The organism is Paracoccus sp. NFXS7 (assembly GCF_040148865.1).
Classification (GTDB): Bacteria; Pseudomonadota; Alphaproteobacteria; order Rhodobacterales; family Rhodobacteraceae; genus Paracoccus; species Paracoccus marcusii.
Genome location: NZ_JAKEKV010000024.1, coordinates 1 through 13793 on the forward strand (window position 1 = coordinate 1; position 13793 = coordinate 13793).

The 13793-nt window shown below is 65.5% G+C and carries 9 protein-coding genes and 1 pseudogene; 2 read left to right on the plus strand and 8 right to left on the minus strand.

What is annotated here, in order from left to right; translation table 11 throughout:
- Positions 1-87: 87 nt before the first annotated feature.
- The 7 genes from LZ686_RS18590 to LZ686_RS18620 form a co-directional block, all read right to left on the minus strand.
- Positions 88-978: an MlaE family ABC transporter permease gene (locus LZ686_RS18590; protein ID WP_349548744.1), complete on the minus strand. Its 891-nt coding sequence runs from the start codon at positions 976-978 to the stop codon at positions 88-90.
- Positions 979-1102: 124 nt separating this feature from the next.
- The gene (locus tag LZ686_RS18595) at positions 1103-9070 is read right to left on the minus strand and encodes a glycoside hydrolase family 94 protein (RefSeq protein ID WP_349548745.1); all 7968 of its coding nucleotides are present in this window, start codon (positions 9068-9070) and stop codon (positions 1103-1105) included.
- A 492-nt stretch (positions 9071-9562) separates the two neighbouring features.
- The gene (locus LZ686_RS18600; protein WP_349548746.1) at positions 9563-9787 is read right to left on the minus strand and encodes a hypothetical protein; all 225 of its coding nucleotides are present in this window, start codon (positions 9785-9787) and stop codon (positions 9563-9565) included.
- Between the two features lie 192 nt (positions 9788-9979).
- Positions 9980-10168: a hypothetical protein gene (locus LZ686_RS18605; protein ID WP_295169784.1), complete on the minus strand. Its 189-nt coding sequence runs from the start codon at positions 10166-10168 to the stop codon at positions 9980-9982.
- 802 nt (positions 10169-10970) lie between these two features.
- Positions 10971-11711, minus strand: a complete 741-nt coding sequence (locus tag LZ686_RS18610; protein ID WP_349548747.1) for a Crp/Fnr family transcriptional regulator — start codon at positions 11709-11711, stop codon at positions 10971-10973.
- A gap of 301 nt (positions 11712-12012) precedes the next feature.
- Positions 12013-12180, minus strand: a complete 168-nt coding sequence (locus LZ686_RS18615) for a hypothetical protein (RefSeq protein ID WP_349548748.1) — start codon at positions 12178-12180, stop codon at positions 12013-12015.
- A complete protein-coding gene (locus LZ686_RS18620) occupies positions 12177-12305 on the minus strand; it encodes a hypothetical protein (RefSeq protein ID WP_295169776.1) in 129 nt (42 codons plus the stop codon). Before LZ686_RS18620 ends, LZ686_RS18615 begins: the two co-directional genes overlap by 4 nt.
- Before the next feature lie 148 nt (positions 12306-12453).
- Here LZ686_RS18620 and LZ686_RS18625 point away from each other — a divergent pair, with 148 nt between their 5' ends.
- Together LZ686_RS18625 and LZ686_RS18895 are read left to right on the plus strand one after the other, a co-directional pair.
- A complete protein-coding gene (locus tag LZ686_RS18625) occupies positions 12454-12660 on the plus strand; it encodes a putative metallopeptidase (RefSeq protein ID WP_349548749.1) in 207 nt (68 codons plus the stop codon).
- A gap of 99 nt (positions 12661-12759) precedes the next feature.
- Positions 12760-13026 (plus strand): annotated as a pseudogene (locus LZ686_RS18895) (putative metallopeptidase); the annotation flags it as partial.
- On the opposite strand, the gene LZ686_RS18630 reads toward LZ686_RS18895, so the two are convergent.
- Positions 13023-13220: a hypothetical protein gene (locus LZ686_RS18630; RefSeq protein ID WP_349548750.1), complete on the minus strand. Its 198-nt coding sequence runs from the start codon at positions 13218-13220 to the stop codon at positions 13023-13025. The pseudogene LZ686_RS18895 and the gene LZ686_RS18630 sit on opposite strands and share 4 nt — an antisense overlap.
- Positions 13221-13793 lie beyond the last annotated feature (573 nt).

A 13793-nucleotide genomic window follows, 5' to 3' on the forward strand; every position in this document is an offset into this window, starting at 1 on the left:
GGGGAAGAAGGGCTGGAGCCGCGCCATCTGCGCGTCGGTCAGCCAGAAAAGGTTGCTCATCGATCAGGTCTCCTTGAGGAGCCTGAATCATGCCGAACGCGCAGGATCAATGGGTCCTGACCCTAGGAACACAGCCGGGGATATGCCCAGCTCGACCCAGGACATCATCGCGCCGCCCAGCAGCCCCGCGACCGCAGAGATCAGCCCCAGGATCGGCAGCACCATGACCAGCGCCAGGATGCGCGGCAGGATCAGCACCGTGTCGGGGTCCAGCCCCAGGGTGCGCATGGCGTCGATCTCCTGGCGCATCTTCATCGAACCGATGGACGCCGTCAGCGCCGAGGCCGTGCGCCCCGCGACCACAATCGCGGTCAGCAGGATGCCCAGTTCCCGCAGGATAGAGATCGCGATCAGGTCCACCACAAAGACCTCGGCCCCGAACTGGCGCAGCTGGTCGGACCCCTGAAAGGCCAGCACCACCCCGATCAGGAAGGACATGACCGTGACGATGGGCACCGCGCGCAGGCCGGTTTCCTGCGCGTGATGGACCAGAGCCGTCAGCGGAAACCGCGTCGGATGGCGCAATGCGCGCGCCAGCGCGGACAGGGTGCGACCCAGATATTCGGCCAGCTGGACCAGGGACAGGCCCGCGCCCGTGACCCGCTGTCCCGTCGCCTGCAGCATGCGCCGCCAGGGGGGCAGGGCGGGCGGCGGAGGGTCGGCCACGGGAAGCGCCGCCGTCACAGCAGCCAACAGGTCGGCATGCCGCGCGGACAGGCCGGTCAGGGCCGTCCCCGCCGCGCGTCGTCGCGCCAGCTCCCACGCGCCGGCGGTGTCCAGGCGGGCGAGGGCGGCCAGGTCGATCCCGGTCGCGTCCTGTGGGGGCAGCTGGCCCAGGGTCCAGACGACAAGATCGCCCGACAGGACCAGGCGCGGGCCCTGCGGATCGACGGTCAGCGTCGGGGCCACGCGGGTCATGCGTGCCGTGGGGCGGCAAGGGGCTGGGCGGCGTGCATGGGGGTCGTTCCGGTGCGGTCTGTCTGGCCCGGATCATCGCCCGCCGGGGCAGGGTGCGCCTTGATCCAGATCAGGCGGTTGAACCTCACGACAGGATCAGGGTGATGGCGTGACACCCCCCGTCCAGCGGGACAAAGGCGCAGGGACAGCGATCGGCATCGCCGCCTCGCGTGACGTCGACCGTGATCGTCGTCCCATCGACCTGCAGGCGCGCGGTGATGCCAGGCCAGTCCTGCGGCAGGCAGGGGGCGATCACCAAATGGCCGCCGCGGCGCCGGATGCCCAGGATGCCCTCGGTCGCGGCCCGGTACATCCAGGCGGCGGAACCGGTATACCAAGTCCAGCCGCCCCGCCCGACATGGGGCGCGACGGAATAGACGTCGGCCGCCACGACATAGGGTTCGACCCGATAGCGTCCGGCGTCCTGCGGGGTCAGCGCATGGTTGATCGGGTTCACCATCGCCAGCAGCCGCGCGGCCGCCGTGCCATTGCCCATCCGGGCATGCGCCATGATCGCCCACATGGCAGCATGGCTGTACTGACCGCCATTCTCGCGCAGGCCCGGCGGATAGCCCGCGATATAGCCGGGGTCATTGCCCGTCGCCGCCCCGTCAAAGGGCGGCGTGAACAGCAGGACCAGCCCCGGATCGGGGACGACCAGCTGCGTCTCCAGCGACCCCATGGCGCGGGCGGCGCGGGCGGCGCGGGTGGGGTCGGCGCCGCCGGACAGCACGGCCCAGCTTTGCGCGATGGAATCGATCCGGCAGGCCGGAGAGGCCGCCGATCCCAGCCAGCTGCCATCGTCGAAGGTCGCGCGCCGGTACCAGTCGCCGTCCCAGCCATGCGTCTCCAGCGCCGCGGCAAGCCGGTCCGCATGGTCGCGCCATTCGGCCGCGATCTCGGGGTCGCGGGCATCGGCCAGCCGCGCCATGCGGCGCAGCGCGTCCAGCAGCAGCCAGCCCAGCCAGACGCTCTCTCCCTGTCCGGCCTCGCCGACGCGGTTCATGCCGTCGTTCCAGTCGCCCGTGCCGATCAGCGGCAGGCCCAAGGCTCCGGTCTGCGCGATGGCGCGGGACAGCCCCAAGGCGGCGTGATCCCACAGCGTGCCGCGCTGTGCGGACAGGTCGGGCAGGAAGAACGCATCGTGCTGACCCGCCGCTACGGCGGGTCCGTCCAGATAAGGCAGGTCTTGGTCCAACACGTCCAGATCGCCGGTCACCGCCACGTAATCCGCCACCGCATGCGCCAGCCAGACGCAATCGTCCGAAATGCGGGTGCGTACCCCCTGACCCGAATGGGGCAGCCACCAGTGTTGCACATCGCCTTGCGGAAACTGCCTGGATGCTGCGTGCAGCAGATGCGCGCGCACCCGTGCAGGCTGGGCCAGCGTCATCGCCATGCCGTCCTGCAACTGATCGCGAAAGCCGTATGCGCCGCTGGCCTGATAGAATGCCGCGCGGGCCTGGATGCGGCAGGCCAGCGTCTGATAGGGCAGCCAGCCGTTCACCATGATGTCCATGGCCCGGTCCGGGGTCGACACCTGGATGGTGCCGGTGACCGACTGCCAATGCGCCTCGACCTGCGCCAACAGGTCTATGGGGTCCGCGTCGCGCATGCGGGCGATTAGCGCCTGTGCACCGGGGGTCGTGGGCGCCTGTCCCAGCAGATGCCCGACCTGCACCGTGGCGCCCGGCGCCAGCAGCACCGGCGTTTCCAGCGACAGGCAGGGGTCAAGGCCCGCGCCTGCGCGCCCCGACAGGCGGGCGGTCGGGGCGGACAGCGCACCGTCCGGTCCCAGAACCTCGGCCCGGTCGCCGCTGACGGCGGTCTGCGCGCCCATCAGGTCGGCGAACATCACCCGGTCGGGAAAGGCCACGTTCCACGGGTTGCGGACTAGCAGGGCCCCGGTGTCGGCATCGCGTTCGCTGACCAGATGCGGCGCCGACCCGGCGCGGGTGACACCCATCACCGGCTGCGTGCAGGCGATCACGGTCAGGCGCTTCGGCTGCGTGCCCAGGTTGCGGATCCGCAGGGTCGAGATCCGTACGGCACCCTCCAGCGGCACGAACTGCAGCAGCTCCAGCGCCAGACCGCCTGCGTGATGGTCGAACCGGCTATAGCCCATGCCGTGGCGGGCCACGTGCCGTCCGGGCCCCGCCAGCGGGCGGGCTGTGGGCGAAAAGACCGCGCCCGTGTCGTCGTCGCGGATCAGGAAGGCCTCGGTTGCGCGGTCCGTGACCGGGTCGTTGGACCAGGGGGTCAGGCGGTTTTCGCGGCTGTTTTCGGCCCAGGTGCAGCCCGCGCCGGTGGCCGAGACGTGAAAGCCGAAGCCGTCATTGGCGATCACGTTGATCCAGGGCGCGGGGGTAGTCCGGCCCTGGTCCAGAATCACAACGTATTCGCGCCCGTTGCGGGCAAAGCCGCCGGTGCCGTTGAAGAACTCCAGCGTCTCGGCCAGGCCGGTCGCGGCGTCGGTCCGGGGTGGCGCGCCGTGCGGCACGCGGGGCATGCGGGCGGCCTTGGCGGGCGGTGCAGCCATCGCGGCCACCTGATTGGCCAGTGGCCCGTTGCGCGCGATCAGCACAACGCGTGCGGTGGAGAGCAGCAGCGCGGTGACCTCGGGCGGCAGCAGGTCGCGGCGAAGGGCATGGACCTGACCGCCCGGCGCATCGGCCTGTGCCCGCGGACGGGCACCGCGCAGCGCGGCCTCGATGGCCGATTGCAGGCCTTGGACATAGGACGCCGGGTGTTCGTTCAGGATCACCACGTCCACGGCCAGGCCCTTCATGCGCCAGTATTCCTGCGCCAGCAGGACCTGTTCGACCTGCGCCATGTCGGCCTGATCCGCGATGCGCATCAGCACGATGGGCAGATCGCCGGAGACGCCCTGCGACCACAGCACGGACTGCTTGCCTGGCGCCCCGGTTCCCGCCGGGGCGCGGAACCGGCCGTCCGGCCACAGGATCGGCGCGGTCATCGCCTGGAACGCCGCGGCCTGGGCTGTGGTGATCCCCAGATGGCGCAGTTGCACCTGGGCCTGGGTCCAGGCCAGGGTCCGCGCGCGGTCGACCGCGTTACGGTCATGATGCCTGTCGATCAGGTCGATCAGGCCCGCCCGCGTGTCGGCCACCACCGTCCAGAAGGCCAGCCGCGCCGCCCCGCCCGGCGCGATGGTGATGCGATGGCGCAGCGCGAAGGCCGCGTCCAGCACGGTGCCGACCCCGCCCTGCAGCGTGGCCCCAGGTGCCAGGGCCGCCGCGTGGCGCAGATCGTTGTCGCGGCCCAGAAAGGCGGCGCGGTCGGTCTCGAACTGCATGGGCGCGGACTGGGTGGCCTCGACCACCGCGAAATGGGCGGCCCAGATGCGTGGCTCGTCCGGGCTGCGCGGGCGGCGGGTGGCGATCAGCGCGCCGTATTCGGCCAGGTATTCGGTCTGCACGAACATCTTGGCAAAGGCGGGATGCGCGGCCTCGGCTTGCGGCGTGGTCAGGACCAGCTCGGCATAGGAGGTCAGCTCCAGCGACACCGGCACGCGGGCGGTCGAGGTCAGCGTCAGCATCCGCACCTCTGCGTCGTCCTCGCCCGACACCAGCACCTCCAGCGCGGTGGACAGGGGGCCGTCCCGGCGCTGGAACAGCACGCGATCCTCGAACAGCTCGACGCGGGCGTGATCGGTGGGGTCCGCGCCGCCGATCCGGGTCAGGGCCTGCGTGCGCAGATCGCGCATCCAGAAACGGCTCCCGCCCTCGTCGCAGGCGGGATCGGCCCCGGCCCGCGTGACCGCCAGCGGCCCCCACCGGCTGGTGCCGCCACCCGTGGCGGTCAGGGTCACGCCATAGCGGCCATTGGACAGGATATGCGCGACCGGCGGCCCGTGGGGCGCCCCCTCGATCACGGCCATGCGCTGCATGTCCTCGGTTGAGGCCGGGCGGGGGGCGCTGGCGTCCGAGCGGGGGATCGCGGCGGGAATGTTGCGCGGGATGCGTTCCTGGAGCAGCAGTTCGGCCGCGCGGATCGCGGGTTCGGCGTGGAACCGCGCGCGCATGCGCCCGTCCTGCAGCACGTTGGCGATGGAGACGATGGTCATGCCCTGGTGATGCGCCATGTGGCTGCGCACCAGCGCCACAGCCTGCCCGGTGGGGCGGCGCAGGGGCGTGAAATCCAGCGCCTCGTAAAAGCCGAAGGGCCCCACCGCGCCCAAATCGGCCAGTTGCGCCAGGTTGTCTGCCGCCGCCTGCGGATCGACCATCGCGGCCAGCGCGCTGGCATAGGGCGACACGACCAGATCTGCCTCCAGCCCCCGCTTGAGGCCAAGATCGGGCACGCCAAAGCTGGAATACTGGTAATTCATCTGCAGGTCGCGCGCGTTGAAACCGGATTCCGACAATCCCCACGGCACTCCGCGGCGGCGGCCATAGCGTTGCTGGGCCACGACCGACTGGCGGTTCGACTGATCCAGCAGGCTGCCCGGCGGTTCGTCCATGACCAGGATCGGCATCAGGTATTCGAACATCGACCCCGACCACGACCGCAGAGCCGCACCGCCCGCCATCGGGACGGCCGGGCGGCCAAGCCGGAACCAGTGGGTTGCGGGAATGTCGCCCTTGGCGATGGCGAACAGGCTGGCCAGCCGCGCCTCGGACGCCAGCAGGTCATAGCAGCTGCGGTCGCGGGTGTTCTCGGACTGGGCAAAGCCGATCGACAGCAGCTTGCGGTCGGGGTCCAGCAGAAAGCCGAACTGCATGGCCCAGGCCATGTCATGCGCCTGAACGGCCAATGCGCGCAGGGCGTCCGACAGGTCGAGGTCGGGATCGGCCAGATGCGCCGCCGCCTGATGGTGCAGCGATGCCAGCCACGGGCAATCCGTGCCGGCCCCGCGGGTCAGGCGCGCGATCGCGGCCCATTCGGGCTGCGGCGCGGTGATGGCGACCGCGATCCGGTCCATCAGCTCGGGGTCGCCATCCGGGCGGGCAAGGTCCAGCGTGTCCAGCAGGCCGGGGCGGACGTCCTGGTCCGGCGCGTCGGCCCAGTCCTGGCAGGCTTGCGCCAGCGCGATCAGATGCCCGGCCAGATTGCCGCTGTCCACGGTCGAGACATAGCGCGGGGCCAGCACCGTGCCATCGGTCGTATCGTACCAGTTGAACAGGTGGCCATTCAGCTTTTCCAGCGCTGCGACCGATTCCAGCGTCTGTTGCAGGCGGGACACCGTCTCGGGTAGGCCGATCCAGCCGAAATCCCGCGCGGCGACGCAGGACAGCAGATAGAGGCCGATATTCGTGGGAGAGGTGCGGGCCGCCGTCAGCGGCACCGGCGTTTCCTGATGGTTGTCGGGCGGCAGGTGACGGTGTTCGGCCGTCACGAAGGTCTGAAAGAAATGCCAGGTCCGACGCGCGGTCAGGCGCAGGGCCCGCGCGGATTCGGGCGACAGGGGCCGCGCATCGGGGGGCTGCACCCGCCCGCTACGCTGCGCGATCAGGGGTGCGGCCAGCCACAGCAGGGCAAAGGGCAGGACCAGCGGCATCCCGGCCGGGGCAATCGCCGCGACAATCGCCACGACTATCACGGTCAGCGCCAGACCGCCCGCCATACGGCGCGCCAGCGCGGCAAGGTCCGGGCGCGGCCCGACCTGATCTTGCGCGGCGGTGGTCCATTCCAGCAGGTGGCGGCGCGACACGCGCATGCGCCATGCGGTGCGCAGGATCGCGTCGCCCATGCGCCACGCGGTGTCGGGCAGCATGGCCAGCGTCAGCGCCAGCTGCGCCAGCGCCGCGCGCGCATCGCCCGCCGATTGGCGCAGGTGGCTGCGCATATCGGGCGATGGGCCGCGCGGCATCATGCCCAGCAGCATGGGCAGTATCGCGGACAGGGCCAGCGCGACCAGCAGCAGCGCCGTCGCCGCGACCGGCTGCGGCGACAGCCAGCCCGCCAACAGCGCGGCCAGCGTGAAGGGCGCCAGCAGCGACCGGCGCAGGGTATCGGCGATCTTGATGCGTCCCAGCATGGGCGTGGCCGCGTCGGTCACGCGCCCCGCCAACTGCCAGTCGCCGCGGGTCCAGCGGTGCTGGCGGGCGGCGGCCAGATCGTGGCGGGCGGGGAACGCCTCGACCACCTCGATGTCCGAGGCCAGGCCCGCGCGGGCGAACACCCCCTCCAGCAGGTCGTGGCTTAGCACACTGCCCGGCGCGATGCGGCCCGCCATCGCGGCCTCGAACGCGTCGACGTCATAGATGCCCTTGCCCGTGAAGGATCCCTGTCCAAACAGGTCCTGGAACACGTCGGACGCGGCCGAGGCATAGGGGTCCATCCCGCCCGGCCCCGACGTCGCGGCCAGATAGGGCGTCATGCCCGACCCAAGCGCGGGCGTCACCCGCGGCTGCAGGATGCCGTAGCCGGCTACCACAATCCCGCGTTCCGCGTCCAGGCGTGCGCGGTTCAGCGGATGCGCCATCTTGCCGATCAGACGTGCCGCCGCGTCGCGCGGCAACCGCGTATCGGCGTCCAGCGTGATGACAAAGCGAACGTCCTGCGGCAGCGTGTCGGAGCGGCGATAGCTGGTATCGAATGCACCACGCAGCAGGCGGTTCAGCTCGGCCAGCTTGCCGCGCTTGCGTTCCCAGCCCATCCAGACGCCTTCGGCCGGGGCCCACCGGCGGTCGCGGTGCAGGTGCAGAAAGCGCGGACCGGCGGGACCGGGGGCATGGGCAGCGTTTAGCGCCGCGACCCGCCGCGCCGCCAGTGCCAGCAGATCTGCGTCGCCCGGCATGTCCTGCTGCGGCGCGTCCGCCCCGTCCGTCAGCAGCGCAAAGGTCAGATCGCCGCCAGTCCCGGACAGGTGGTGGATCTCGAGATTGTCGAACTGGCTCTGCAGAGCTTGGGCGTTCGTCATGATCACCGGCACGACGACCAGCGTGCGCATCGCGGGCGGGACACCCTCGCGCAGGTCCAGGCCCGGCAGCAACGCGGCCCCCACAGACCGCGCGACCATCAGATCAACCATCGCTATCGACAGCGCAGAAAGAGGTATGATCATCGCGATCAGCCAAGGCCAGCCTGATCCGGTCAGCCATGCGGCCAGCGCGGTCAGTATGACGGTGGTACCCGCGACCAGCCCCAGATAGCCCGACAGGCCCGCGGATATACCCAGCCTTCGCAGCCACAGCCGAGGCGGCGGGCGAAAGCCCACCGCCCGTTCCAGCGCCGGGCGGCCCGCGTCGATCAGGTGCCAGCCGGGATCGGCGGCCGGGGTATCGCGCGTGCTGTCGGCCGCCAGGGTCACCGCCATGTCGGCAAGCTGCGTCTCGCTCCGGCCACTACCGCGCGACAGCTCCTCAACTGCACTGCGGTAGAGGTTGCGGCTGGCGAAATCCATGCGGGCATGGCCGGGATGGCGGCGCAGATGCGCCTCGACGAGGCTGACATCCTCGAACAGCGTGCTCCAGTCGGTGGCGGACAAGCCTCGAAAGGCGGTGATAATGTTGCGCAGCGTCACGTTCGACGCGCCTAGCCGTTCCTGCGCATGGCGCACAACGCTGTCGACTGAGGCACCCTGTGTCGCCAATCGCTCCGAGAGCCAGCCCACTGCGGGGGTCACGTCAGGATCCAGCAGTCTCAGCCGTCCGGCCAACTGAGCCGCGAACAATTCCGACATTGGGTTAGCAATTGCACCGGACAGCAGGTCGGGATGCCCACCTCCCGGCGCCAGGATGCGGTCGGCCAGTTGATCCGCACGGCTGCGGTCCTGCCGGCCCAGGGCCATCTGGTCGGTCAGACGGCGTAGGTTCTCGACCAGAACGATGCGCAAGGTGATGGCAACGGCCCATAATTCGCCGATCGTCAAGGGCTGGACCGTTTGATAGGCGATTAGGAAGCGGCGCAGTGTCTCGGCATCGAAGTGGCTGTCCGTATGCGCAACAAAAGCCCAAGCAATCCCGAAGACGCGGGGGTAGCCTGCAAATGGCCCCGACTGCAGTTTCGGCAACAGCCGGTAGTAGCCGGGCGGCAGGTCAACGCGGATCTCGCGGATCTGCGCTTCGACCAGATGATAGTTGTCCAAAAGCCAGTCCGCTGCGGGGACCGTCGGTCGCCCGCTCGCGGCATCGTCTGCGTTGTCGTGATATGCCTGACGCAGCGCTCGCGCGTTGTCCGCCAGGCGCTTGTGGAGCGACGAGACCTTTGGCGGAGACGCAATAACGGTCTGACGCGCCGCAAGCGTCATGGCATGCTGTTCCAGCCGCTCGAGGCTGAACAATTCCGACCTGATGGGAGTAGCATCGGACCACAGCGGCCCGGGACTGACAGCTTGATCGAACATGTGCGAAAACATTCCTTGAGAACCAGCCTGAAAGACCGGGAGGAGCAAGATGAGCGGTTGGATGGTACTGGCGTTAGTGGCACTGGCCGGTATCAACGCCAGCTCAGCTGCCGATCGAGAGTCAACTTCGTAGATGCATCAGGACATGCGCAGGTTTTGGCGCTGGTCAAAAAAGTAAATTGATCGAAAGTAATATTTAGGACGATAGAGAACGAGGCATCCACACCAACGGGATCAAAGCTTCCGGATGCGCTTGCGCTCTGGCTTACCGATCATTTCATTTTTTACCCATGCTTCTTTAATCAAGCGTGCCTCACGCAATCTAGAGGTCTTTTCTTCTGCGACGACTTTGCTTGCATCGATCTCTTCGAATACCCGGTGGCGCGTATTGCGGAGAGTTCCGGTAATTTTAAAGGCATCTTCTGCATCTTGGCGCTGACGGGTATTTCTCTCGATCATTGTATTTCCTTCCCCTCTGGTAGAAATGCATAAAAATTAAAATTCTATCGCGGCTGCATGGGACGAATTAAGGCGCGTACGTCGTTTTGTCCCCGCATAGAAGCTAGTGCTGAGGGATGTACAAGACAGAACGATTGCCTTCAGAAGCGGGAAAAGCGGCAGAACTACTGCCGCTCTTTATGCCTGTTATGATTATCGCTTGGGCAGACTGTCGTGTGGTCTTTGCGAACCACCTTCAGATTGCATGTCGCCCTTGGATTTCGCATCTTCCTTGGCCTGGTCTTGCTTTCCGCTCTCCACCTGACCGAGCATCGGTTCACGCGTCGGAGCGGAGCGATTGGTGCGAACGTAATTGTCGAGGGTTGTTTTTTCGGCACCCATTATCGGGTCCTCCATTATGCAACCAAGAAGTTCCTGCCTGCATAAGTAAGATAGGGTGCAAGCCATCAATTTTCTACCGGCGTTAGTTTTTCTTTTTCCTGACACGTCACTGATCTACATCAGCACATTTAGGGTGAAACCCTGCTAAAAAAATAAGGCTCTCGTTTGACGAGGGGTTTGGTGTAGGTTCTGAGCTAAGCGCGTGAGGCTTGTACGGCGGCGGCCGCTCAGCCCTCACGTCACTTTTGCTCACGTGACGTTGGCAAGCCATAAGTCGCCTTTGTGTTTTCAAACCCTGCCTACAAAAATCCAATGAGCCATCTTCCAAGGGGAACTTGATGTACATGCGATCTGTCACGTCGGTTATCGTCTTCAAGCATCCGTTCGTTCTTCGTGGATCCCCAGACGAGTTTCCGGCCGGGCAATACGAGTTGCTGGTTGAAGAAGAACTGCTTGATGGCCTCAGTTTTCCAGCATTCCGGGAGGCAGCTGCTTTCCTGCTGATCTATGGTCCGAGCGCAGGATCGGGACCAAGGGAGATGCGACGCACGACACAGGCAGACGTGCGGGCCGCATTGGAGAATGACACGGAAATGGCAACTAAGGCAGGCGGGCTTGACGTTATGCCGTCTGTGAGCCGAGACATCAGGAACGGCCCCAGGTCGGCGTCTCAGGTGCAGGACGGCCGGACAGTAGAACAGCGAGTAGAGCAGTGGATCAACACACTGACGTCGCCATTGCCGCACTAGCCTCCTGATCAGCGCTACTGGTCGACTTGCTCGCGAAGCTGGTGCCGACGCTATTATGGCCGCCGCAATAGCGGTAAAGACTGGTCGAGATAGGTGTCGTCAAAACCGGCCATTCTGGCTAACTGATCATAATCGTGGAAGCAGACATGATTGTCGCGGAAAGTCGCAAGTTTCTGTTCGCGCAGAGAGCGCAGCACCCGGTTCACGTGAACAGCGCTCAGCCCAAGCGCATCCGCCAGATGATACTGGGTCAAAGGACAGTCAAATCCCTCGCGGTTCCTAAGGCCGACCAGCGCCAGCCTGGAACATAGCTCCAGCAGAAAATGCGCGACACGCGCGTCTGCGGCGCGGCGACCAACCCCGACGAGATGCTCTACCAGCATAGCCTCATCGCGGGAGGCAGCCCAAAGAACTGCAGCTGCCAGCCGAGGCGCCTGCTCGAACGCGACGATCAGATCACTGGCCGACACCTCTGCCGCTTCGCAGTCGACGATCGGCTCGAAGCTGTGATCTGACGTCCGCAGGAGCACGCTGCGCAAACCTAAAAAATCTCCTGGTATCTGGAAGTCGATGATCTGGCGCGAGCCGTCTGCTTGGATCTTGTAGGAGCAAACCCAGCCTGAAGCGAGAATATAGGCGGCGTGCTGCGATTGACCTTGCTGCACCAGATCCCGCCCTGCGACGAAGTAACGTCTGCGCTGGTGCAGGGCTGCAAGAATAGAAAGCTCATGGCCAGAAAGCACCATAAATACCTCAAGCTTCCGGCTTAGGGAGTTGCTATTGCAAGAATCCATGGTTTCCTCCTGTGATACCTCCGCGTTCCAGCATATTTTCGCAAAGGCGGCTTTTGATCAGTCTGGTCCCTCAGAGGTGATACGGCTTTGTTGGACACTCACGCGTTGGCCGTTGGCACTGGCAGCATTGGTCGTGGCGAGAGGTGACTGTCTGGAAGTGTTGCTCGAACGTGAGATAAGTGCGGATACTGGCCTTGAGGAGTGTGCGGAGGCCTGTTCGACATGGGACAGTACTGGAGAAGTGGATGCGTCGTGCGGAACAAAAATGGTGCGGACAGCTAAGCCCGCACCCTTCGCTGCTTCAGAGACGCGATTTACGTCTGTTTGCGATGGACTGAATGGCAAAAGCCTCGGCCTGCGTGGCCCCCATGCCTAGATCTCGACTGACCACGTAAAGGGCTAAAACATCGCGCGCATCGCGGGCGTCGTCGATGGAGCCAGAGGAAACGATCTGCGGTGCCTTTGTCATTTGGCAACCTTCAGTGCCGTGCCGACCAGTGGAGTCTTAGTGCTCGGAGCGGCTGCGATTACCTTCGGCGCTTCCTTCTTGGGCTTTTTCTCATCGCGTTTTCGCTTGTTCATGCCCTTGGCCATGTTCTGGCTCCTGTATAGCCGCCGAAATGTCGACGGACTCGGCAGCCTAGACCTTTCACAAAGAATAGATACGTAATTCGACGAAGGTATCATGGTCCCCACGGACCAATTTAACCATCCAATGCCACCAGTCCGAAGGCTTCGTGGCATGTGTTTCGGCTCCGCGGCCGACCTAGCCGAATGGGCGTCGGTCTTCTTCATCGACGCCGCCGCGCCGCTGCGGAACCCGGATCACGAGCATCTGCACTCAGCCTCGATCGGCTTCCTCTGGACCAACGTGTCGAATGCCAAGAAGGGCCGCATGGTGATCGGCACGGCCGAGCCGGGCGCACCGCAGGGGGCGATAGGCAAATAGGGCCGCGCCAAGGCCACGCTGCAGGTGACGGACTGGTTCGGAATAGTTCCTGACTTCATTATCACCCTCGACGCCAACTGGTGACTACAGGCTTCCGACGCAGAGGTCTATGCGCTGATCGAGCACGAGCTTTATCATTGCGCCCAGGACAGGGACGAGTACAGCTCGCCGAAGTTCAACCGACGGACCGGACGGCCTGTCTTTACAATGCGTGGGTACGACATCGAGGAATTCATTGGTGTGGTGCGGCACTATGGGGCCGATGCGGCCGGGATACGTGCGCTAATCGAGGCTGCCGAGGCCGAGCCGGAAATTGCAGCCGCGGGCATCGCGCAATGCTGCGGGACCTGCAGGGGAGCGACCTAGTCGGCAACGAGGCCAATCTTGTCACGGGCCTTGTCGTACAGGGCTTGCGCCTTGGCCAGTTGACTCCTCGCTGTGACAACTTCTGCGTTCGGGGCATTCTGCCTACAGCAGGTGTCATACGCATCTGCAGCCTTCTTGAGTTCGTCGATTGCGTGGCGCCATTCGGGATAAGCAGGATGTTCTTCGACTGGCATGGCTTGGTCCTTTCCGATTGAGGCTATCGCATCATGGCACATGCCGAGCTGAACGCCGAGATCCGAACATTCATCGTCCAGTCTCTCGCCTGCTTTAATGGATTGGCGAACAGCGTGTTGATTTCCATCCAGAACTGAGCCGAGTTTGGAGTGAACCCCATGGGCTGGACCACAGGCCCCTAGAAAACTGATACGCTGGACAGGCCTTGATTGGAGAAGGCCCATGACGTCACGAGGTCCCTACCGCCGGCATTCGACGCCGTTCAAGCTGCAGCTTTGCCAAGACATCCGCACCGGTGCTCTTGGGCGGCGCGATGCGCAGCGCAGCCACAATCTTTCCGCTAACCTCATTCAGCTATGGCTCACGCAATATGACCGGGGCGAGTTGAACGACTGCTCTGCCCCCTGAAAACTGGACCGTTTGAAGCTGGAGTTTTCGGTTAACCTGCTCTGCTCCCCAACCTTGGACCGCCGGATGCTGGAATTTTCCGGCTTGGTCATGGCGACGGGCTGACTGCGTCGCCGGGATAATGCAGAGCGATCGGGACGTTATATCCGATCGCGCTATGGGGT